The sequence below is a fragment of the Neomesorhizobium albiziae genome (genome assembly GCF_900114255.1).
Classification (GTDB): domain Bacteria; phylum Pseudomonadota; class Alphaproteobacteria; order Rhizobiales; family Rhizobiaceae; genus Neomesorhizobium; species Neomesorhizobium albiziae.
Window position 1 is genome coordinate 283861 of record NZ_FOSL01000002.1, and the last position, 22162, is coordinate 306022.

The following is a 22162-nucleotide window of genomic DNA, read 5'->3' on the forward strand; positions in this document are numbered from 1 at the left end:
CGATTAATTGCCCGGGATGCGCCGCGGGTGAAGGCTGGCCAGCGGCCAGGCACTTGCCGACAACTGGCGACACTGCGAAAATTTTCCCGCAGCTGTCGAAATCGGCCCGGCTCACGCGACATTCGTCCGGCTCGCAACAACGCGGCCCCGAAAATCAGGAGAAGACGATGCAATACATGCTTTTGATCTACGGCACCGAAACCACGACGACGCCGGTGCCCAAGGAAGCGATCGCCCAGATGTCGGCGGGTTACGCGGCATACACGCAGGCGATGAAGAAAGCCGGCGTCTGGGTTAGCGGAGACCGGCTGAAGCCGACGCAACTGGCGACATCGGTGCGGGTGGCCGACGGCAAGACCAACGTGCTCGACGGCCCTTATGCCGACACCAAGGAACAGCTCGGCGGCTACTACCTGATCGACGTGCCGGACATGGACCAGGCGATCGCCTGGGCGGCGCGCTGCCCCGGCGCCAGCACCGGCACCTTGGAAGTGCGGCCGGTCTGGCCGACCGAAATGTAGGCAGGCATGCGGCCTCCGGACGATCCGGCATGGGCGGCGGCCGAAACCGCCGCCCGCCAGAGCTACGGCAAGCTGATAGCCTTCCTGGCCGCCCGCACCCGCGACGTCGCTGGCGCGGAAGACGCCCTCTCGGAAGCGTTCGCGGCCGCACTTGCCAGCTGGCCGCGGACCGGCGTTCCGAAACATCCCGAAGCCTGGCTGCTGACCGCGGCGCGGCGGCGCGGCATCGACGTGGAGCGCCGCCGGCAGACGAGCGCGGCGGCGGCGCCGCAGCTGAGGATGATGGCGCAGGAAGCAGCCGCCGCCGTGGACAACGAGACGTTGCCCGACGAGCGGCTCAGCCTGATGTTTGCCTGCGCGCACCCGGCAATCGAGGCGGGGGTGCGCGCGCCGCTCATCCTGCAGACCATTCTCGGGTTCGACGCCGCGACGATCGCCTCGGCCTTCCTGGTGTCGCCGGGGACGATGGGGCAGCGGCTGGTGCGCGCCAAGAACCGCATCCGCGACACCGGCATTCCGTTTCGCATCCCCGACCGCACCGACCTCGGCGAACGGCTCTACGCCGTGCTGGAGGCGATCTACGCCACCTTTGCCGAAGGCTGGACCGACCCGGTGGGGACCGAGACGCGGCGGCGCAACCTTGCCGGCGAAGGCATCTGGCTCGGACGCCTGGTGGCGCAGCTGATGCCGGGCGAAGCGGAGGCGCTGGGCCTGCTCGCGCTGATGCTTTTCGCGGAAGCGCGACGCACGGCGCGGCGCGACCTCGCTGGCGAATATGTTCCACTGGCCGAGCAGGACACCGGCCTCTGGGACGCAGCGCTAATTTGCGAAGCGGAAGCCCTGCTGCACAAGGCCAACACGCTGGAAGGCACCGGCCGCTATCAACTCGAAGCCGCGGTGCAGTCGGCGCATGTGGCGCGTCGGCTTTCCGGCAAGACGGACTGGCCGGCGATCGCCCTGCTCTACGAGGCGCTGTCCCGGCTATCCGGTTCGCCGGTGGTGGCGATCAACCGGGCCGTGGCCATCGCCGAGGCCAATGGCGCGGCCGCCGGCATGCGCGAACTCGACGCGCTCGCCAGCGATACACGGCTGGCGGATTATCAGCCTTACTGGGCGGCACGCGCCGGCCTGCTGGCCCAACTCGGCAGGACGACGGAAGCCGACGCCGCCTATCAGCGGGCGATCGGGCTGGAGCGCGACGAAGCTGTGCGGCGCTTCCTCAAGCAGCGCCGGGCCTTACTCGGCCTCTGGCCCTGACCGGCGCTGCCCAGAACGGAATGCATTCAAGTCGAACCGGGCATTCCGCTCTATCTGTTTGTTTTGGCCGCATTTGTGCGACGACAGGTGATTCCACCTGGCTGCAAAATGCTCAGTTCACCAGAAACGATGCGTGGCGTTGAGGTCGGCCAGCAGCGGGTTCTGCCGCAAGGCCGAGCAGACGCGGACGATGTTTTGCCATTCCTCGCGCGGGCGGGCGGCAACGGGATGCCAGTAGGCGAGCATCATGAGATAGATGTCGGCGATCGACCGCCGCCCACCGACCAGCCACTGCCGCCCGGCAAGGGCCTTGTCGATGATCTCGAAGCCGCGGTCCGCTTCGGCAATGGCCGCCTGCTTGACCGCATCGACACCGGCAGGATCGACCGTCGAGCGCTCGGCATAAAAATAGCGCATCAGCGCCGGATAGAGCATCGACGACATGAACAGCATCCAGCGCAGGAATTCCGGCCGCTCCTTCGCGCCCGGTTGCGGGCCAAGATCGGCTTCCGGGAAGCGCTCGGTGAGCAGCAGGCATATCGCAGCCGATTCGGTGATCGTTTCGCCTTCGGGCAAGGTCAGCGCAGGAACCTGGTTCAGCGGGCTGATCCCGGAATAATCCGGTGGCGGCGCGCCCTTCACCACATTGACCGATTTGAACGGCGCGCCGGCCAGGAGCAGTGCTGCCTCGACCACGAAGCCACCGGAACCCGGTCGGCTGTAAAGCGTGTACATGTCTCTTCCTCCCGGACGCGCGGGAATAGGCAATCAAACGCTGGTCGACGTCAATGTTTTGAAAGGGGCGTTTTATAGGCCAGCACGCCACCAGCACGCCACCCGATTTCACACTATGAACGAATGGCAAAGCGCGACGCAACCTCCCCTTTGTAGGGAGCCGGCGGCTCTGCGTGGAAATGCCCTCAGGAAGCGCCGGCAGGCGCCTTCCAGAGCGGCGAACGCCTGACCGGAAAGCCTTGCCCGGCCTGCATTAGAGCAGTTCCGGTCCTTTCAGAACCGGTAACTCGCTCTTACTATTTGTTTTGCCGCATTTATGCGGACGCCAAATGATTCCATTTGGCTGCAAAATGCTCTAGCCGCCCAATCCCTCGAACAGCACCGTCGACAGATAGCGTTCGGCGAAGGAAGGAATGATGACGACCATGTTCTTGCCGGCGTTTTCCGGGCGCGAGCCGACGACGGTGGCGGCTTGCAGGGCAGCGCCCGACGATATGCCGACCGGCACACCTTCGAGACGGGCGACCAGCCGCGCATTGGCGAAGGAATCGTCGTTGGAGACGGTGACGATCTCGTCGTAGATCGAGGTGTCGAGTATTTTCGGGGCGAAACCGGCGCCTATGCCCTGGATCTTGTGAGGGCCCGGCTGGCCGCCCGACAGCACAGGCGAGGCTTCCGGCTCCACCGCAACAATGCGGATCGCCGGATTGCGGCTCTTCAGGACCTGGCCGGCGCCGGTGATGGTGCCGCCGGTGCCGATGCCCGAAATGAGGATGTCGACCTTGCCATCCGTGTCGTTCCAGATTTCCTCGGCGGTGGTGCGACGGTGGATTTCCGGGTTTGCCGGATTTTCGAACTGCTGTGGAATGACGGCGTCAGGCAGCGTCGCCACCAGTTCCTCGGCCTTGGCGATGGCGCCTTTCATGCCCTTGGCGCCCTCGGTCAAAACCAGCTCGGCGCCGAGCAGGAGCAGCATCTTGCGGCGTTCCATCGACATGGTTTCCGGCATGGTGAGCACCAGCTTGTAACCCTTGGCGGCGGCGGCGAAGGCAAGCGCGATGCCGGTGTTGCCCGAGGTCGGCTCGACAAGCGTCGTCTTGCCCGGCCTGATCTTGCCGGAGGCTTCGAGCGCCTCAATCATGGCGACGCCGATGCGATCCTTGACCGAGGCGATGGGATTGAAGAATTCGAGCTTGGCCAGGAGGTTGGCGACGATGCCCTTCTCGCTCGCAAATTTGTCGAGCCGCACCAGCGGCGTGTCGCCGATGGTTTCGGTGATCGAGTTGTAGATACGACCGCGGCCCGGCTTGGATATGCTCATCACTTCACTCCCTCATTCACCTGCCAGTTAGCACGGGCGGGGACAGGAAGAAAACAGCAGCGTGTCCAGACGAGCGCGAGGTGGTGCCAGCCTGTCGCGAGAACTCGAGAGGCCGCCCGCGAACACAATACGAATGACTCCGAAGAAGCGTCCGGTCGAACGTAAAGAAGATAGCAAAATCACAGCCGGGTAAGCCTGAAGTCCGTTAAATGACGGCGGCGTACGCACGGAGGTGGGCCACTGTTTTGGGCAGACCCTGTTTCTCCAGCGTGTCTAGATATTCAGCGGCAGTTTTGGTCGGGTTCTTTAACCGCTCTCGGCACCTTTGCACCGACGCCAAAACCGAAGCGTCATCGATCCCAAATTGGTGGAATATGAAATCATCTGGATGAATGAGTTCCAGTTGGTAATTTTCAAGTGTGGGCTTGGGAAAGTCCTTGAGATTGAAAGTCACGATGGCATCAGAGGCCGAAACAATAGCTGCGGCTAGAACGTGGCGGTCATTTTCGTCAGGAAGCTGCAAGCATGGTATTAGGTCTTGATAGCCGTATACGAGGCAATCTGGCACAGCGCGGTTCATCAAATCTCGCGTCCTGTGAATTTGCTCAAGCTTGAGGTCTGGACGTGCCGCCAAGAGGTTGGTCATCCATTCATCATGGATCTGATCGGTCCACTTGGCGCGGTATAGGCCACCACCCGCCGCGAGTTCGACAAGCAGATCTCGCAGCGGAGCGGGATAAAGAACGCAAGCGTCGAGGACGGCGGTGTATAGGGAAGTCTTAATAGCCCATCCCCAATTCCTGGGCTTGAGCGGCCAACTCCTCCATCACTTTCTTGCGGTCTTCTTCTGCACTCTTTCGATAGGCAGCTAGATCACTGAATTTAACACGGCGGTGAGTGCCAACCATGTTGAACTGCAGCCTGCCCTCCTCAAGCAAGCGAATGAGGTAGGGCCGGGAGACATTGAGATAATCCGCCGCCTCTTGCGTTGTGAGTTCAGCGTGAACAGGGATTATCGTTACCGCATTTCCTTGCGCCATCTCAGTTAGGAGATGGTAAAGCAAATCCCCAACGGCCTTCGGAAGACGCAAGGTCTCGTTGCCAACCTGAACACGCAGTTCAGCGCCTTCGTGCTTGGTGCGCGAAAGCTGACGCCTAGCCTGTGCAGCCAATTCGGCGTCGGCGGCCGACGGTAAAATCGGTCGTTCAAGCAATTTGGTCATCGTGGTGGTTCCTTGTGCATAACAGATATAACACCGTGAACCACCAATCGCAATATCCGCAATATCCGCAATATCCGCAATATCCGAAACGGGTGAACGAACGAAACAAACCGTCACTTGAGAGGTTCCACCTGACGGTCTGTCAGGATCGTGTTCCAACAAAGTCCGGGTTTGTCAAAAAGCAATGCCCGTTTGTCTCGAAACCGAGGACACTTTCAGGCGACAGCATGAGGCGAGGCTCACCCCATCTACTGCCGTGCGGCGATCGCGGCGGCGGCACCCACCATGAAGGCAGCGGCGGTGCGGTTCAGCGCCTTGAGCGCGCGCGGCGTCGCCAGGAACCAGCGCGCCTTGGCGGCGAGCGCCAGATACGGCACCAGGACGACGAGGAGCACGGCAACGGTGCACAGGACGAGAATACCGAAGTCGACCGCGGTGATGGTGCGCAGGTCGACCAGCGTCGGCGTCAGCGCAAGATAGAAAATCATCGTCTTGGGGTTGCCGAGCGTGACCATGAGGCCGGCGACAAAGCTCGAAACCGCGCCGCCCCTGCCCTTCCTGGCCTCGACCTTCTCGGCGGTGATGCCGGACGTCCAGAAGGTCCAGGCGAGATAGACGAGGTATGCGACACCCAGCCATTTGATGACGAGGAAGACGGCGCCGAAGGTCTGGGCAATGAAGGCGAGGCCAAGGACGGCGGCGGTGAGATAGGTCAGGTCGCCGACGACCAGGCCAAGCGCCATGAACAGCGACGAACGAAAGCCGGAACCGAGCGCCCGGGCGACCAGCGCGGTGACGCCGGGACCGGGGATGGCGGCGGCCAGCGCAAGGGCAGCACTGTAGGTGATGAAACCGGCAAGGGTCATGGCATTCAAACCATCAATTTGAGAGTGCCCGTCTATCGCACATGCTGACGCCGCCGCAAAGAACCGACGGTTGGATCAACCGCCGATCTAACGACGCGTCCTCTCGGCGTCAGATCTTCGTGAACATGCCCTGCAGCTTGGCGAAAGGCATGCCCTCGCGGGCGAAATCGAAAGTGCCTTCCTCAAGCATTTCGCGCGATGCCTTCTGCAGCATGCCGAAGGAATAGGTGGTGAGCTTGGAGCCCAGCGAAATGCGTTTGGCGCCGGCTTCGGCGAGGTTCGCTACGGTGAAGCCCGGCACCACCAGCACGTTGACCGGCTTCGATACGGCCGAGCAGATGGCGCGCACCGTGTCGATGTCGGTGAGGCCCGGCGCATAGAGCACATCGGCCCCGGCTTTTTCGAAAGCCTGCAGGCGCCTGATCGTGTCGTCGATGTCGGGCCGATTCCAGAGAAAGTTTTCGGCGCGCGCGCTGAAGACGAAGTCGCGCTTCAGCGCGCGGGCGGCTTCGGCGGCCGCGGCGACGCGTTCCACCGCGTGCGAAAACTCGTAGATCGGCTTGTCGGGATCGCCCGTGTGGTCTTCTATCGAGCAACCGGCAAGGCCCGCCGCCTCGGCGGCGAAAATCGTTTCACCGGCGCTCGCGGCACTGTCGCCCTTGCCCTTTTCGAGGTCGGCGGAAACCGGCACCCCGACCGCGGCCGCCATTTCACGGCAGTGGTGGATCATCGCCTCGAAACCGACGCCGCCATCGGGCAGGCCGCGCGAAAAGGCATATCCGGCGCTGGTGGTGGCCAGCGCCTTGTGACCGGACGATTCCAGCAGCCTCGCGGTGCCGATGTCCCACGGATTGGGAATGACGAAAGTGGAAGCGTGGAGGTCGCGGAATATCCTGCCCTTGTCCATCGGGTACGGCCCTTCGTTCGCAAGCAAATGTCAAATCGAGCGAACTCTATCGGCCGCGCGCGGACGCTGCAAAGGCCGGCAGTTGGTCCAGGCCGATGATTGCTGACAAAAGGCTGAAATCGTCGAACAGGATGCCGCCGGCCGCGGCAAGGCCTTCGCGGTCGGCCATCGGGTCGGCGCAGTAGGAATAGACCGGCATGCCGGCGGCGCGGCCGGCCTCGGTGCCCGCAACGCTGTCCTCGATGACGATACAGTCGGCCGGGGCAAAGCCCATCCTGTCCGCGGCATGCAGGAACAGGTCGGGAAACGGCTTGCCCCGCGCGACCATGGTCGAACTGAACATCGCATGCTCGAACAGCGGCAGCATGCCGGTGACGCCCAGCGTGATGTGCATCTTGCTGACGCGTGCCGACGAGGCGACGCAGTAGGGAATGGCCGCCTCGCGGAGCGTTTCGACGAACTCCCGTACATGCGGGATTTCGTCGACGCCCGCGGCGAAGAGATCGGGCAGGGCAAGATTCCAGCGCTCGACGAAATCGGCGCCAAGACTGACGCCGGCCGCCTCGACCTCCGCCTGCACCGACGCCATGGAACGGCCGACGAAACGGCGGCGGCAGGCTTCGTATTCGATGGGGAAGCCGGCCTCGGTCAGCCACGACGCCAGGCGGCGGTTGCCCAGACTTTCAGTATCAACCAGCACCCCGTCGCAATCGAAGATGACGAGTTGCGGCAAGCCCATTACTTTAGGAGGTTCCGGTGGAGCCGAAGCCGCCGGCGCCGCGCGCCGTAGCACCGGCGAGGCTGCGCTCCTCCGTCGCCATGCGGCTGACGGCGGCAAACACGATCTGGGCGATCCGCGTGCCGCGGGTAACAGTGAAATCCTCGTCGCCGAGATTGACCAGCAGCACCTTAACCTCGCCGCGATAATCGCTGTCGATCGTGCCGGGCGTGTTGAGGCAGGTTATGCCGTGCTTGAAGGCAAGGCCCGAACGCGGCCTGATCTGGCCTTCGAAACCTTCGGGGATTTCCAGCACCAGGCCGGTCGGCACAAGGGCGCGCTTGCCGGGCAGGATGAGGAGCGGCCGATCCTCGGCGACGGCGGCGCGCAGATCCATGCCGGCGGAGCCCGGCGTCTCATAGGCGGGCAAAGGCAGCCCTTCCCCATGCGGGAGGCGGACGAAACCGACAGCCGGTTCGGAAACGGGCGAAGCGTAGGCAGGGGTGTTGCGCATGCGAGGATCCTATCGGGGCAGCGGCGGGCGAGGTCAACCGCCGGGCAGCCCTTTCAACGGGATTCTTTCAGCGCAGTTCCACCGGCACAACGGTCGTTTCCTTGATCTCCTCCATGACAAAGGAGGCGGAGACATCCGACAGCGGCACCTTGGCGATGAGGCGCTGGTAAAGCCGGTCGTAGGCCTTCACATCGGCGACACGGGCGCGCAGCACATAGTCGAGATCGCCGGACATGCGGTAGACGCCGGTGATTTCGGGAAAGCCGGTCACGGCGGCGCGGAATTTCGCCAGCCATTCGGGGTCGTGGCTCGACGTGCGCACGATGATGAACACCGACAGGCCGAGGCCAAGCTTCTCAGCGTCGACCAGCGCCACCCGGCCGGTGATGACGCCGTCGTCCTCAAGAATCCTGACCCGCCGCCAGCAGGCATTGCGCGAAAGGCCGACCCGCTCGGACAGCTGGTCGACCGACAAGGTGCCGTCGCGCTGTAGTTCGGCCAGGATTCTCCGGTCAATCGTATCGATTTTTTCGCCCATTTGGGATGAATGTCCCAAAAGCTCGTTCCTTGCAAGGATGGATTGGGACCGATGAACCGAGGCTTCGGGGCAGAATGCCTGCACTGGACGATAGGTCCGGGCGAATCATTTAGGGAGAAGTGCCCATGGCCACGCGCATTGCGAAACTTTTCACAGACCATCCAGCCTCCGTCGACGAGACTTACTTCGGCCACATGGCGTTTGCCGCATGGTTCTCGTCGCGCCTCCTGACGGCCGCCGGCGCGGCGCTCGTTCACGCTTTCTTGCCGTTTCTGTTCGAAACTACGGCCAGCAGGATTGTCCGCGAACTCTACGAGCGGACACACAACAGAGGCAGATAGAGCGCATGTGCCGGTGGGCAGCGTATCTCGGACAGGACGTCTTCCTCGAAGACATCGTGACTGCGCCCTGCCATTCGCTGATCGCGCAGAGCCACCATGCGCTGGAAGCCAAGTCGCCGACCAATGGCGACGGCTTCGGCGTCGCCTGGTATGGCGAGCGGCCCGAACCCGGCCTTTATCGCGACATCCTGCCGGCATGGTCGGATCCCAATCTCAAGAGCCTCTGCCGGCAGATCCGGTCCGGCCTGTTCCTCGCCCATGTGCGGGCCTCGACCGGCGGCGCCACCAGCCGCGCCAATTGCCATCCCTTCGTGTCGGGCCGCTGGGCCTTCATGCACAATGGCCAGATCGGCGGGTTCGAGAAAATCCGCCGCGGGCTCGAAAACGCCGTCGGTGACGCACTCTACGACGAGCGGCAGGGCAGCACCGATTCGGAACTGTTCTTTCTGCTGATGCTGGAGGAAGGCTTGGCGAACGACCCCTACGGCGCCACCCTGCGCGCCACCCAGCGGGTGATCGCGGCCTCGCAGCGCGCCGGCATCGACCCGGCACTGCGGCTGACCGCCGCCTTCACCGACGGCGGGACGCTGTATGGCGTGCGCTACGCCACAGATGCCTTTGCACCGACGCTTTACACCGCGGAATTCTGCGGCTCCGCCGGCCGCTGCCTTGTCTCCGAACCGCTCGACCGCGAGGGCGCTTCATGGCAGGCGGTGCCTCCCGGCAGCTTCGTCGCCATGACCCGCGATGGAGTGACGATCAGGTCCTTCGCGCCGGAAGCGGGCAAGCTCGCGCTGGCGGGATAACCAGAGCCACTCTGAACACCGCCGCGACAACCCGGTTTTGCGAGATCGCACAAGCCTTCGCGCCAAACGAGCAAGGCCTGTACCAAACCATCCTGCCACGCTACATCTCGGGGGGAGAGGAGATATATGGGCTGGGATGGGGCAGAGGTCGAGCGAGAAGGAACCTGGACATGGCCGAATTGCTGATGCGTCGCGGGACTGCACGCGCTTGCGCCACCATCGTACTTTTGGCCGCATGGGGCGGCCCGGCGCTTGCGGCCGATTGCGACAGCTATGCCGCTTCCGGCGTCGACTGGCAGGACTGCAACAAGAAAGGGCTGATCCTGCGCGGCAACGACCTCAGCAGCGCCAATCTGTCGGAAGCCGATTTCAGCGCCTCCGACCTCAGGGAAGCGAACCTGCAGAGGGCAAACTTAGAAAAGGCGGTGCTGCTGCGTTCTTCGCTGGCCGGAGCCAAGGCCGACAAAGCGAATTTCGCCAGGATCGAAGCCTATCGCACCACCTTTTCGGGAATGTCGGCGCAAGGCGCGTCGTTTGCCGGGGCAGAACTGCAGCGCGCCGATTTCAGCGACGCGCAACTGACCGGAGCCGATTTCGAAAAGGCCGAACTCGGGCGCACCGATTTCACCAGGGCGGTTATCACCGGCAGCAAGTTTGCGCTGGCCAACCTTTCGCGCGCCGACTTCAGCAAAGCCGTGTTCGAAGGGCCGCTCGACTTCACCGAAGCCTTCATGTTCCTGACCAGGATCGAGGGGCTGGACCTCAGCGCGGCAACCGGCCTCAATCAATCAATGATCGACCTGGCCTGCGGCGACGACAAAACCAAGCTGCCCGCGGGCCTCAATGCTTCGGCCAACTGGCCGTGCAAGTTCGACTGATTTTTTATCTCGTCCGCCAGGACGTGATTTTATCCAGCCGCGCTTCCCATAGGATCGCTCCGCGCCGGCGCTGCCTGGGATAGTCAGCTCGTGCGGCGGCCCCGGCCGATCTCCGGGAAGAAGCCGGGTATGCCGTGCCGCGCGCCGAACATCAGGTCATATTGCAGGTAGCGGAAATCGCGGATCACCGGGTCGAGGCTGTCGCCCTTCTTCACCCAATTCTCGGTGGTTTCGTTGCTCGGCTTGACCAGCATGTTGCGGTCGACCACCCGGTAACGCTCGCGCACTTCGCCAAGGAAGCCGGTGTAGAAGGGGTGGGTCATGCCGGCTGCCCGCAGCACGTGCAGCGGAATGAAGGCAGGGCTGATCGAGCCGACATTCTTCACCGCTCCCTTGCGGTTCGACCAGATGACCAGCGGTGTCTCGTGCTGGCGGCTCATCTCGCCCAGCGGTCCCTTGCGCGCCGCCACCGGCTCTTTCATGAAACCGGTGTCGACGTAGACCGGTCCGAGCGGCGGCAGATGGTCGCCAAAGAAGGCAATCACGGTCGGGCGCTTGCGCTTCTTCGCCCAGTCGATCAGCCGCTGCAGGCCCTTGTCGGCGTCGGAGGCGCCTTCGGCATAGGTGAGGATCGATTCGCGCGTCCACGAGCTTGCCGTGGTTTCCACCTTGTGGGTTGTGTTGGTGTAGCGGTAGGGCTCGTAGGGGCCGTGGCTTTGCAGGCTGACCGCGAAGAAGAAGAACGGGTCCTTGGTGCTGTCGGCTTCCCGGATGATCTCTTCCGTCAAGGCCGCATCCGAGGCGAGCGGGCCGCGCTTGGCGAGCGTCGGCATGTCCTCTTCCGACATGAACCTGTCGAAGCCGAAAGCGTCGTATACGGCGCCGCGGTTCCAGAACCATCTGGTGAACGGATGGATGGCGCGGGTCTGGTAACCCTCGTCGTTGAGGAAAGTAGCTAGCGACGGGATCTTGTCGCGCACATATTGCTGGTAGGGGATGCTGCCATAAGGCAGGAAGGCGTTGGAAAAGCCGGTCAGCGCCTCGAATTCCACATTGGCGGTCATGCCGCCGAACTCCGGCGAGAACATGTGGCCGGAGCGGATCTTGCGTACGTTCTCGATCGGGTCCGGCGTAATCTTGACGTTTGGCAGCCGCGTCGGGTCCCAGAAGGACTCGCTCATCACGATGATGATGTCGGGTTTCTCCGCAGGCACAGTGGCGATGCCCGTCGGCGTCCGCACGGCCTGGATGGCGTCGGCGGAATACCCGGCAGGTGCCGCGACATTCGCCATCGGCAGGTTCAGCGCGAAGGCGAACATGAAGCCGTTGAAGGCGTAATTCTCCTTCTGGTCCCACATCATCGGCACGATCTGAAGCCGGTCGCGCGCCCAGGAGAAGCTGGAGTAGTCCATGAGAGAGACGAAGAACGCCAGCACCGGCACCGCGAACGCCAGGCGCAGGCAACGCTCGCGCCTCGACATCGACGGGCGGCGGCGCCGCCAGTAGAACCACGTAGCGACCAGCAGCGCGGTCGCCACAAGCCCTCCCACGACGATTGCCCCGGCAGTCCACGGACGCTCGCGTACCAGCAGCGGCAGCAATTCGACGATCTGCGCGCCATAGAGAAAATCGGTGGGGTAGAGCGGGTCGCCCAGATAATAGGCCTTCTGCTTGCTGATGAAGGCGACGGCAAGCACCAGCGGCCCCGTAATCAACAGCGCCAGATGCGCGCGACCAAGCAGCGCGTCGAGACAGGTCAAAAGCAGGGCGAAGAAAACGATGGTGGTCCAGCCGGGCCGCAGCGGCTCGCGCAGAAACGTCAGCGTGCTTTCGAACGAACCGCGCGCCACGATTTCGACGGCAAAGACGAGTGCGGCCGAAATCAGCAGCGAAATGGTGACAGACGTCGCCATCCTCAGAGCGAGCGGCAGCCGGTTCGATCGCGACACTTCGGTGTCGCGCGAGGCATCCTGCCTGGTATTTGCTACGGGTCGCGCCAAGGCGGTCTGAACTCCAACAAAAAAAGCGTCACGCTTCTGTCACTGAACTGTCACGAAAGCTAGCGGAGTGGCTAAAAAATGGAAGAGGTTGACCCATTTGAGGCAGGCTCGGCGCCAAACCCGGAAGCCACCGTTTTGCCGGGAACACTTTTGATTTCAGTGCGATACCGGAGTGCCGGCAAAGCAAACCTGGTGATCTCCGACGCCGGAATGGTGTTTGACGGCTAAGCGTCGGTTTTTCGAGGGTTTGCAGCTGGTTTTATGCGGCCGGGCGGCAAAGTTTGACGGTTTGCCAAGCCCTTCAAGGTGGCGCTGGCGAACGGCGAAACCCGGACGCAACCTTTGCCTTCGTTGCGCGTTGCCGCGTCGATTTGCCATGCCGGCCATCACGCGCCGGATTCTCCGCGAAACAAGATTTGACGACGGGCGGGCCTGCCGACGCCATCGTTATCGTCTTTCGCCGATGCCGGTCGCCGGCCGGTTGGCCCATCGAAATAGTGTTTCTTACCCTCCTGACCCCAGGCTGGAGCAGGACTATGCTCTGCTGCGGTTCCAGCCCCGAAGGGAGTACGTTCGATGCTTTCCGGAACGCCCCAGCTCACCCGTCGTGATCTCCTGGCCATGATCGGCACGCTTGCCGGCAGCGCCGCCATGTATCAGGCAATGACAACCCTCGGTTTCGCGCAGGAGTCGCCCTACAAGGGACCGCTGAAGCTCGACGGCGATCCGAAGGGCGCGTCCGTACTCATCCTCGGCGCCGGGCTTTCCGGCATGGTTTCCGCCTACGAACTCAGCAAGGCCGGATACAGGGTCCAGATCCTGGAATACCGCAAAAAGGCCGGCGGCCGCTGCTGGTCGCTGCGCGGCGGCGACAAGTACACCGAGCTCGGCGGCTTCGAACAGGAATGCAAGTTCGACAAGGGGCTCTATCTCAATCCCGGACCGTGGCGCATCCCGTATCACCATCACGCAGTGCTCGATTATTGCAAGCGGCTCGGCGTCAGGCTCGAGGCTTTCGTGCAGGTCAACCACAATGCCTACCTGCATTCGGCCAAGGCGTTCGGCGGCAAGCCGCAGCGCTTTCGCCAAATCAACAGCGACTTCAACGGCCATGTCGCCGAACTGCTCTCCAAGGTGACCAGGCAGGGCGGCCTCGACCAGGCCGTCTCGAAGGAGGACCGCGAGAAGCTGCTGGAGGCGCTGCAGAGCTGGGGCGCGCTCGACGGGAACTACGCCTACGCCGCCGGCGACCGCAGCAGCGAACGGCGCGGGTTCGAGATCGACCCCGGCGGCGGCCAGATGCCCGTGCCCAAGCCGTCGCAGCCCATCGGGCTCTCCGACATCGTGCAGTCCGGTCTGTGGAGTAGCCTCAGCATCGGCAATCTCTACGAATATCAGACCACCATGTTCCAGCCGATCGGCGGTATGGACATGATCGCCCAGGCTTTCGAACGCGAGGTCGGCAATCTCATCCATTACAACGCGAAGATCACCGAGATCGACCAGGACGACAACGGCGTCACCGTCCGCTACGAGGATGCGCAGAAGGGCGGCGAGGCGCAGACGGCGACGGCCGACTGGTGCATCTGCACGGTGCCGTTCTCGGTGCTCAGCCAGGTCAAGACCAAGGTGTCGTCCGACATGCAGGCGGCGATCGACAACCTGCCTTATGCGGCATCGATCAAGGTCGGCCTGCAGTTCAAGCGCCGGTTCTGGGAAGAAGACGAGCACATTTATGGCGGCATAACCTTCACCGACCTGCCCAACACGCTGATCTCCTATCCCAGCACCGACTATCAGAGTTCCGGCAAGGGCGTTCTCTTGGGCGCCTATTCGTGGGAGGCCTGGGCCTACGAATTCACGTCGCTGCCGCCGGAGGAGCGCATCAAGAAGGCGCTGGAATACGGCGCGCAGATCCATCCGCAATACAATGACGAGTTCGACAACGGCATGGCCGTCGGCTGGCATCGGGTACCGTGGACGCTCGGCTGCTATGGCGAGTGGACCGAGGAGAAGCGCAGGGAGCACTACCGGGCGGCAAGTGCGATCGACGGCCGCATCGCCATGGCCGGCGAGCATATTTCCTACATTCCGGCCTGGATGGAAGGGGCGTTGCTGTCAGGGCTGGATGCGACCGGCCGTCTCCACCAACGCGTGGTCAACGGCTGACGGCACGCCGCCGCCATCCGCTCATCGTCATCGACATCTGGAGGATTTGGACATGAACCGGATCACCATTTCAGCCGCCGCAGCCGCCATCGCGGTGTTCACCACCGTGCCGGCTTTCCCGCAGTCGTCCGATTCGACCGGCTTCGGCGCCGCGACGAAGATCGAGGCCAAGGACGGCGCCGGCATCTACGCTTCGCTCTGCCAGGGCTGCCACATGCCGGACGGCGTCGGCGCGGTCGGCGCCGGCAAATATCCGGCGCTCGCCAAGAACGAAAACCTGGAGGCCGGAGCCTATCCCGTCTTCATGGTGGTGAGCGGCCAAAAGGCCATGCCACCGCTCGGCTCCTATCTCGACGACGAGCAGGTGGCTGCCGTGGTCACCTACATCCGCACCAATTTCGACAACAACTACACAGATGCGGTGTCGACCGAAGATGTACAGGCCGCGCGGCCGTAGCCGCCTGCCGCGATCGCCCTGGCGAAAAACGCAAAATCCGAACTGAAAGAGGAATGATCATGAACCCGAAGATCCTGTTGCCCGCCGTCGCCCTGTCGGCTGCCCTATTTTCCGCGAGTGCCGCGATGGCACAGGAAAAGCCGGCCGCGGGCGAGGTCGTGCGCCACGCGACCCCCGGTTCCAATTTTCCGATCGCGCGCGCCGTCGAGGTTCCGTCCGGGCTGACCACCGTCTATGTCAGCGGGGCGGTGCCGCCGGTCGCCGACAAGAACGCCCCCGAGGGCAGCGCCGAAGCGTTCGGCAACACCGAAACCCAGACCGTGGGCGTGCTGAAGTCGATCGAGGCGACGCTGAAGGATCTCGGCCTGACCATGGGCGACGTGGTCAAGATGCAGGTGTTCCTGGTCGGTGACCCCAAGATGGACGGCAAGATGGATTTCGCCGGCTTCATGAAAGGCTACACGCAGTTCTTCGGCACCGAGGCGCAACCCAACCTGCCGGCCCGTTCGGCCATGCAGGTGGCCGGCCTCGTCAATCCCGGCTGGCTGGTCGAAATCGAGGTGACGGCGGTCAGGAAGTAACTGGCGACTACGAACGGCGTCACCGCCGCAAGCGGGAGGCGACTGGCTGAATGAGCCGCGCCGGCAACAGCCGCGCGGCTTTTTTCATCGTTGGCTTCAGGCGCCGCACGAATTCCGCGTAAAGCCGGCCCTTCACCGTAAAAGGCACCAGCATGTCTTCCACGGATGTCGATCCGTCGGCGTGCTGCATCTTATAGGGGTCGGCCGGGGCAAGCAGGTCGAACACCGCATTGCCACGGCGGCGCGCATTGGCAAGAACCCGGTGTACCAGAATGCCGCCGACGCCTTCGCGCTCGTAACCGGGGTCGATGGCGATCACATGACCGAAGGCGCCCCCCTTGCAGTCGAAGGAAAGGTCGATGCCGACCGGACTGCCGCCGCATTCGATCACCGAGACGCGCAACGGCGAGGAATGCGCCCCGTCGCCCGCGATGTCGCGGAAGAATGCCGCAAAACGCGGATCGGCGACTGTCGGCGACAGGATCGAGCCTCGGCTCAGCCATTCGCGTTTCAGGACAACGGCCCTGTCGGCCAGTTCCGCCGCTTCCGGGCCTGGAAGATGGTCGCGAAAGACAATCTCGCCGCGTTCGGCGAGGCGTCGCAGATGCCGGCGGTGGTTGGAGCGCTCCTTGGCCGAATAGACGGCGGCCGGCCCATCTGGACCGACCCGTACCGACAGATCGGCGAACGGCGCTTGCTGGCGGTCGAAGGTGATAGCTTCGACGCTCGCAGGGCAGCGGGCAAATGTGGAATCGGCGCGCACCTTGGGGGCCTCGAGCAGATCCGCGCCCAGGTCCCTGACCGCCAACCAGCCGGCATTCAGCCATCGGTCCGCATCCGGGTCGTCACTGTCGAGCAGAAGATCGCTGAACTGCGCCACCGGCGCGCCCATGAAGGCCAGCGTGTCTATGCCGGCCCGCCTGCGCCGGACGAGCGGCCACACCACGACCAGCCTGCCGGACCGGCGGCCGGTGACGATGGAGAGCGTCATGCGCCCGTCGAGATAATGCCGCGCCCAATGGTCGAGGAAGACGAAGTTCTGGAAGACCTGCTGCGGCCTGGCCGCGCGCTCGAAAAGTGCCGTCCATTCCTCGCGCAGCGCTGCAAAGCCCTGGCTGCTCGTGATCACGGCGATATCGAGATCGCCGTTCTCGCCGTCTTGCGCGACGGAAGGCCGTTCGACCGCAACCAGTCTTGCCGGGCGGGTCATCGCTCAGCCGCCGGTTCTCATATAGGTCCAGAGTCGCTTCAGCCCGGCCAGCGGAAATTTCATGAGGTAAAACACCATCAGTGGCGGATGCTTGGCGGCGAACGGTGCGTCCTGCTCCACCATATGCCGGATCGCCAGCACCGGAATAGGCGAGCGCAGCGGGCGGAAATCCGGGTTCCACAAGCCAGGGTCTTCCGATGTGGCATGCATCATGCCGATCATCTTGCCGCGGCTCAGCGAGTGGAAGCGCAAGCGCCGCTGTACCCGCTTCAGCATGGCGACGCCCTGCTCGCCGTTGCAGCCGGGGAAACCGACAATGACCGTGCGGAAGTGGCGCATGGCGGGCTTGCTCGGGATTCTTTCCAGCGCGGCAAATCCGTCGCGGATCAGCGCATAGGCCTTTTCCTCGTCCTCAGCGGCCGCCTGCGAAATGCCCAGGCGCACAGTGTCGATCCTGGCCGCCTGCTTGGTAAAGGGGCAGACCGCTCCGGTGCGGCCGAGATCGGGATGGTTGGCCATCAGGTAGTTCTCCACCCAGTCGAGCAAGGTGCGCAGGGGTGTGCCGGCCCCGCCCGACGCGCTCACCTGTTCATGCGCCTCGCGTACCGTCAGCAAATCGCCGTCAGCCGCTGCCGTTCTTAACGCCGCGTCGTCCGCCATGACCGCGCCCCGTGGTTTCTCGATTCTTCGCGTAGCAGTTCAGGCTTACGGAACAATTGCACGTTGCAAAATGCCCGCGTTTCAGCGGCTTATGGTTTATGAGGGGTTAGGATTGGAAGGCCGGTCGCAGCCCACCGAAAAATCCGCGGCAGATGGGCAGGTTTATTTCAGCTCCAGCAGGCGCTCGAGATAGTCTTTTTCCAGAGCCGGGCTCAGCGCGTTGCCGAGCCGCTTGCGGATGGCGTCGAGGATCTGGCGGGCCCGCTGCACGTCGATCTCGTCCGGCACCTTGACCGAGTCGTTGAAGTCCGGGCCGGTCGTGGCGCGCGGACGCCCGAGCGGGTCGCGGTCAGCGTTCTGCTGGCGGCCGCCCTGTTCGGAGCCGCCCTGATCGCCCTGCATTGCCTGCTGCATCTGCTGCATCATGTCCTGGGCGCCGCGGCGCAGCGCTTCCAGCGCACGGCCCTGCTCGCCGACGGCGCGTTCGCCCTGCGAGTCGCCGAGCGCCTTGCCGGCCTCGCCCATCGCCTCGCCCGCCTCGCCGAACCCTTCGCCCGGCTGGATGCCCATGCCTTCCAGTCCCTTGGTCAGGCCTTCGAGCTCGCTGCGCAACTGGCCCTGGCCTTCCTGAAGCTGCTTCATGGCCTCGGCGAATTCCTCGGGCGTCATCGGCTGGCCCTGTTGTCCCTGCTCGCCCGGCTGTTGTCCCTGCTGCCCTTCCTGGCCCTGCTGCTCGCCGCGGTTTTCGCCACGCTCGCGCTCACCGCGCTGCATCTGGTCCAGGCGGAAGGTCTCATTCATCATCTCCTGCTGGCGCCGCATGATCTCGCCGAGCTTGTTCATCTGCTTGTTCATTTCGGTCTGCTGGCCGTCCTGGCCCTGCTGACCCTGTTGCGGACGCGCCGCCTGCAGGTTGTTCATCATGTCCTGCAACTGCGACAGCAGTTCCTGCGCCTGGTCGCGCGAGCCGGACTTCGCCAGGTTCTCGATCTGGTCGAGCATGCGCTGCAGGTCGCTCTCGCGCAGCATTTCGGCGTTGGGCGGCATCTGGCGCGCCATATTCGGGTTCTGCTGCATGCGCTCGGCGAATTCGCGCAGGAATTCGTTCATCGCCTGGCGCAGCTCCTGCATCAGCTTGTCGATCTCCTCGTCGCTGGCGCCGTTCTCGAGCGCCTGCCGCAACGCCTCCTGTGCCTGCCGCAACCGCCTCTCGGCGGCGGAAAGATCGCCGTCCTCGATGCCGAGCGCGATCTCCCACAGATAGGAGGCGACACCGCGCAACGCGTCGTCGTTGCCAGCCATCTTCAGCCGCGTCATGGCGCTCATGATGACCAGGTAGTGGGACAGGTTCTCGAAAGTGTCCTCTGGCCGCAGCGTGACGCCGTTCATCAACTCGAGCACATGCGGCTTTCGGTTGGCGTCGAGCGCCAGGATCTGGCGCTGCTCCACCACCGCCCTGGCGAGCGGGTTGGTGAACGGCCGCTCCGGCAGCGTGATGGTCTTGGTCTCGCTGCGCGCCTCCTGGCCGGCGGCGTCGGTCGCCTTGAGAGTCAGCTTCACCCGGGCGCCTGCCCATGGGTGTTCGGTCAGGTCGCGGCTGGTTTTCGCAGCACCGTTTTCAGCACCCTTGCGGGGCAGGCTGAGCGGCATTTCCGGGGTGGGGTAAAGCGGGCGGGCGCCGGGCTTCTGCGGCTCCTCGAGCACGAATTCGGTCGTGGCCGAAACCGCGCCGTAGTCGTCGACGATTTCGTAGTTCAGTTCCAGCGTGCCGTTGACGGCGCGCTTGGGTTCACCGGCAAAGCGGATTTCCGGCGCCTTGTCGGGGATCACCGAAAACGACCATTTGGCGAGTTCCTGCTCGCCCGCGCTGAGGGCGAGAACGCCGTCGCTGTTGAGCTTGCCGGCAAACTGCCGCGGCGCTCCGGGCGCGACGGCCGCCGGCTTGGCCTGGTCCGGCTGCGCTGGCGCGTTGGGCGCCAGGTCGCGGGTGTTGCCGTTCGGATCGGTATAGCCGAGGGTCTCGTCACCCGAACCGCCGGTGATGCGCAGCGCGACATCGCTGCCTTCCGGAACCGTGTATACGGGCGACGGCTGCGTAGCGTCCGCGGTCAGGAACACCGGCGGCTTGCCGGTGTAGGCGGGCGGCGTCACCCACGCATCGATGCGCGCCGGAATGACGTCGCGCGCCACATGCGCACGGAATGCGTCGGTGATGCTGCCACCGAGAGGCCCAAGCGAAAAGGCGAACGCAGCGACGAAGACAAGTGCCGCGACGGCGCGCAACGCCCACGGGTCGCGTTCGGGCACCGTTGTGCGCGGCAGGTCGCCATGCATGCTGCCCAGCCTTTCGGCCATGCGGCGCTGATGTTCCTGCCATAATGCCTGGCCGAAGCTGTCGTCCTTGCCAGTCAGCCGGTCGGTCTGCACCAGCACAGGCGTATGCGGAAGCTGATTGGCACGCTCGATGCGGCGGTCGATTTCGGCTGTGGTCGGGCTGCGGAAAAAGCGCAAGGGGTAGAGCGCGGCAAGGGCTCCCCCGGCGAACAGAACGGCGAGCGGCAGCCGCACCGCGTCCGCAACCTCGCGGAAGACCCCGAGCCACGACAGCGAGAGGAACAGGCTGACGATGACGACGAAAGGCAGCGCCAGCGGCCACAACCGCTCCAGCATCATCGCTGCCCGCGTGGCAAAGCGCGTGCGCTTCAGGCGCCCGGCAAATCCGCGATTGCTGCTGACGGTCGGCGTCTCTGTCATCGGCCTTTCCAGGCGGACGGCGCGGAATGGCGCCGCCTCCACGACTCGAAGAATAACAGCAAACGCGGCAAAGGCGAGGCGCTGACAAAAACGTGAAGCGCGCAGCTACCGCATCGGTCCGAAAATCGGACTGGCAATCCAGTTCGGTCAAGCCGGAAAGATCAACGCGAAGAATGGGTTATGGAGATATCGCTGTTCATCATGCTTTCGGCCGGATGAATTCCGTCACGCCGTCTGACCGCGCCGCGCGCTTCGCCAGGCAGCCGGGGGCGCACCGTAAGTGCGCGAGAATGCACGGTTGAAAGCCGCCTCGGTGCCATATCCCGCCTCGTGGGCGATAGCGGCAATGCCCTTGGCCGTCGTGCTCAGCGCCATGCTGGCCAGGCAAAGCCGCCAGTCGCGCACATAACGCATTGGCGACGTGTCGAGCACCGTTTCGAAACGCTCGGCCAGCGTGCTCCTCGACAAACCCGAGGCGGTGGAGAGAGCCGGGACGGACCAGTCGTGGCCGGGATCGTTGTGAATGAGCGAAAGGCAGCGCCCGAGCGGCGGATCGGCGAGGGCTGCCAGCCAGCCGGTCGAGCCCGGCTGCGCGCTGCAGATCTGATGCCGGAGCAGTTCGATGAAGATGATTTCGGTCAGCCGTTCCAGCATGGAAAGCCCGCCCGTGCGCGGGCTGTCCACTTCAGCCACGATCTGGCCGATCGTCGCATTCAGCCAGGCGGCAGCGCCCGAGTCGCGCGTGCGCACGTGCAGGGTCTGGGGCAGGGCTTCCCTGAGAGGGCGAAAATTCATGCCGTCGCTGCGCAGAAACCCGCACAGCAACCGCACCCGTTGCTGTCCGTCGCCATAGTGCAGCACGGGAATCTCCCGCCACGGTTTGGGCGGCAGGTCCTGCACGGGCGTGACCAGCTTGCCGCCGTCGCCGGCGCCGAGCTGATGGCCGGTGCCGAAGGGGAAAGCGATGACGTCGCCTTCGGCAAGCACCAGTTCCCGGTCACCGATTCTCATCCAGCAGGCTCCTTCGGCCACGATATGAAAAGGCATCGTATTGCCTGCATTCCCCATCAATCGGGCAAGCGACGGCGCTGCATCCGTCTGCCAGGCGCCGGTCGCGGTGAAGCAGAACTGCAAGGAGCCGGAAAGCCTGATCGTGCGCAGCACGTCGGACAACAGATCCCGCTGCGCCACTGCATCGGCATCGGTGCGGATCGGATTTTCGGTCAATTCTTTCGGCAGCCCAGCCAAAGACGGTTTTTCCCCGGTGGCTTATTCAGTTCCGTATCGCAATCGAACACGCGGAGAATACTACAATGCAAGCTGCAACCGACAAACTTGTGGTCCTGGTCACAAGGGGTATTGATTCGGAACTGTCCTCGGTGGCCTTCACCATCGCCAATGGCGGCCTTACCGCCGGCCTCAAGGTATCCATGTTCCTGACCAGCACGGCAATCGACCTGGTCCGCAAGGGCGGTCAGCGCCTGACCCAGGTGGCGCCGCTGGAGCCGCTTGCGGCACTGATCGAGGATTTCCAGAAGCGCGGCGGCGTCATCTGGGCATGCCCGCCCTGCGTGAAATCCCGCGGCTACGAGCAGGCCGACCTGCTCGACGGCGTCATCATCGTCGGCGCCAGCGCCATGCATGCCGAAATCAAGGAGGGCGCGGCGACGCTGTCGTTCTGATCCGCGGGAGACGCTCGCGATCAT

The 22162-nt window shown here is 63.9% G+C and carries 23 protein-coding genes; 9 read left to right on the forward strand and 14 right to left on the reverse strand.

Annotated features, from left to right (window positions below):
* Window positions 1-167: 167 nt before the first annotated feature.
* Entirely contained in the window at window positions 168-521 is a 354-nt protein-coding gene (locus F3H98_RS04935) for a YciI family protein (RefSeq protein ID WP_149758915.1), read from the forward strand.
* Between the two features lie 6 nt (window positions 522-527).
* A complete protein-coding gene (locus F3H98_RS04940) occupies window positions 528-1778 on the forward strand; it encodes an RNA polymerase sigma factor (protein ID WP_149758917.1) in 1251 nt (416 codons plus the stop codon).
* 117 nt (window positions 1779-1895) lie between these two features.
* On the opposite strand, the gene F3H98_RS04945 is transcribed toward F3H98_RS04940, so the two are convergent.
* From F3H98_RS04945 to F3H98_RS04985, 9 genes are all read right to left on the reverse strand, one after another.
* Window positions 1896-2513, reverse strand: coding sequence for a glutathione S-transferase family protein (locus tag F3H98_RS04945; RefSeq protein WP_149758919.1), 618 nt, complete (start codon window positions 2511-2513; stop codon window positions 1896-1898).
* Between the two features lie 355 nt (window positions 2514-2868).
* Entirely contained in the window at window positions 2869-3834 is a 966-nt protein-coding gene (gene cysK / locus F3H98_RS04950; RefSeq protein ID WP_149758921.1) for a cysteine synthase A, read from the reverse strand.
* A 205-nt stretch (window positions 3835-4039) separates the two neighbouring features.
* Window positions 4040-4480 carry a VapC50 family PIN domain-containing toxin gene (locus F3H98_RS04955; RefSeq protein ID WP_425294812.1) on the reverse strand — a complete coding sequence of 147 codons (441 nt, stop codon included), beginning with the start codon at window positions 4478-4480 and terminating at the stop codon, window positions 4040-4042.
* 133 nt (window positions 4481-4613) lie between these two features.
* Window positions 4614-5057: a helix-turn-helix domain-containing protein gene (locus tag F3H98_RS04960; protein WP_149758925.1), complete on the reverse strand. Its 444-nt coding sequence runs from the start codon at window positions 5055-5057 to the stop codon at window positions 4614-4616.
* A gap of 248 nt (window positions 5058-5305) precedes the next feature.
* On the reverse strand, window positions 5306-5923 hold the full coding sequence (locus F3H98_RS04965; RefSeq protein ID WP_149758927.1) for a LysE family translocator: 618 nt from the start codon (window positions 5921-5923) through the stop codon (window positions 5306-5308).
* 109 nt (window positions 5924-6032) lie between these two features.
* Window positions 6033-6830 carry an isocitrate lyase/PEP mutase family protein gene (locus F3H98_RS04970; RefSeq protein WP_149758929.1) on the reverse strand — a complete coding sequence of 266 codons (798 nt, stop codon included), beginning with the start codon at window positions 6828-6830 and terminating at the stop codon, window positions 6033-6035.
* Between the two features lie 46 nt (window positions 6831-6876).
* Window positions 6877-7569 (reverse strand): HAD family hydrolase, encoded by a 693-nt coding sequence (locus tag F3H98_RS04975; RefSeq protein ID WP_149758931.1) that lies wholly within the window; start codon window positions 7567-7569, stop codon window positions 6877-6879.
* 4 nt (window positions 7570-7573) lie between these two features.
* Complete coding sequence (dut, locus tag F3H98_RS04980; RefSeq protein WP_149758933.1) at window positions 7574-8062, reverse strand: dUTP diphosphatase; 489 nt, start codon at window positions 8060-8062, stop codon at window positions 7574-7576.
* Between the two features lie 67 nt (window positions 8063-8129).
* Entirely contained in the window at window positions 8130-8600 is a 471-nt protein-coding gene (locus F3H98_RS04985; protein WP_149758935.1) for an Lrp/AsnC family transcriptional regulator, read from the reverse strand.
* Between the two features lie 125 nt (window positions 8601-8725).
* On the opposite strand from F3H98_RS04985, the gene F3H98_RS04990 reads away from it, so the two are divergent.
* From F3H98_RS04990 to F3H98_RS05000, 3 genes are all read left to right on the forward strand, one after another.
* On the forward strand, window positions 8726-8941 hold the full coding sequence (locus tag F3H98_RS04990; RefSeq protein ID WP_149758937.1) for a DUF6356 family protein: 216 nt from the start codon (window positions 8726-8728) through the stop codon (window positions 8939-8941).
* A 5-nt stretch (window positions 8942-8946) separates the two neighbouring features.
* Window positions 8947-9747, forward strand: a complete 801-nt coding sequence (locus F3H98_RS04995) for a class II glutamine amidotransferase (protein WP_149758939.1) — start codon at window positions 8947-8949, stop codon at window positions 9745-9747.
* Window positions 9748-9917: 170 nt separating this feature from the next.
* Window positions 9918-10625, forward strand: a complete 708-nt coding sequence (locus tag F3H98_RS05000) for a pentapeptide repeat-containing protein (protein WP_149758942.1) — start codon at window positions 9918-9920, stop codon at window positions 10623-10625.
* An 83-nt stretch (window positions 10626-10708) separates the two neighbouring features.
* Here F3H98_RS05000 and F3H98_RS05005 read toward each other — a convergent pair whose 3' ends face one another.
* Window positions 10709-12538, reverse strand: coding sequence for an LTA synthase family protein (locus tag F3H98_RS05005; RefSeq protein ID WP_149759299.1), 1830 nt, complete (start codon window positions 12536-12538; stop codon window positions 10709-10711).
* Between the two features lie 663 nt (window positions 12539-13201).
* On the opposite strand from F3H98_RS05005, the gene F3H98_RS05010 reads away from it, so the two are divergent.
* Genes F3H98_RS05010 through F3H98_RS05020 form a run of 3 tightly spaced genes read left to right on the forward strand, consistent with a single transcriptional unit; the run spans window position 13202 to window position 15832 of the window.
* Entirely contained in the window at window positions 13202-14794 is a 1593-nt protein-coding gene (locus F3H98_RS05010) for an NAD(P)/FAD-dependent oxidoreductase (RefSeq protein ID WP_149758944.1), read from the forward strand.
* Between the two features lie 52 nt (window positions 14795-14846).
* Window positions 14847-15251, forward strand: a complete 405-nt coding sequence (locus F3H98_RS05015) for a c-type cytochrome (RefSeq protein WP_149758946.1) — start codon at window positions 14847-14849, stop codon at window positions 15249-15251.
* A 59-nt stretch (window positions 15252-15310) separates the two neighbouring features.
* Window positions 15311-15832 (forward strand): RidA family protein, encoded by a 522-nt coding sequence (locus tag F3H98_RS05020; RefSeq protein ID WP_149758948.1) that lies wholly within the window; start codon window positions 15311-15313, stop codon window positions 15830-15832.
* A 19-nt stretch (window positions 15833-15851) separates the two neighbouring features.
* On the opposite strand, the gene F3H98_RS05025 is transcribed toward F3H98_RS05020, so the two are convergent.
* The 4 genes from F3H98_RS05025 to F3H98_RS05040 all read right to left on the reverse strand — a co-directional run bounded on the left by F3H98_RS05025 (window position 15852) and on the right by F3H98_RS05040 (window position 21695).
* Entirely contained in the window at window positions 15852-17042 is a 1191-nt protein-coding gene (locus F3H98_RS05025) for a GNAT family N-acetyltransferase (RefSeq protein ID WP_149758950.1), read from the reverse strand.
* A gap of 3 nt (window positions 17043-17045) precedes the next feature.
* Window positions 17046-17702 carry a DUF6875 domain-containing protein gene (locus tag F3H98_RS05030; protein WP_149758952.1) on the reverse strand — a complete coding sequence of 219 codons (657 nt, stop codon included), beginning with the start codon at window positions 17700-17702 and terminating at the stop codon, window positions 17046-17048.
* 162 nt (window positions 17703-17864) lie between these two features.
* Entirely contained in the window at window positions 17865-20456 is a 2592-nt protein-coding gene (locus F3H98_RS05035) for a TIGR02302 family protein (protein WP_149758954.1), read from the reverse strand.
* A 225-nt stretch (window positions 20457-20681) separates the two neighbouring features.
* Window positions 20682-21695: an AraC family transcriptional regulator gene (locus F3H98_RS05040; RefSeq protein ID WP_149759300.1), complete on the reverse strand. Its 1014-nt coding sequence runs from the start codon at window positions 21693-21695 to the stop codon at window positions 20682-20684.
* Between the two features lie 74 nt (window positions 21696-21769).
* Here F3H98_RS05040 and F3H98_RS05045 point away from each other — a divergent pair, with 74 nt between their 5' ends.
* Window positions 21770-22138: a DsrE family protein gene (locus F3H98_RS05045; protein WP_149758956.1), complete on the forward strand. Its 369-nt coding sequence runs from the start codon at window positions 21770-21772 to the stop codon at window positions 22136-22138.
* Window positions 22139-22162: the final 24 nt, after the last annotated feature.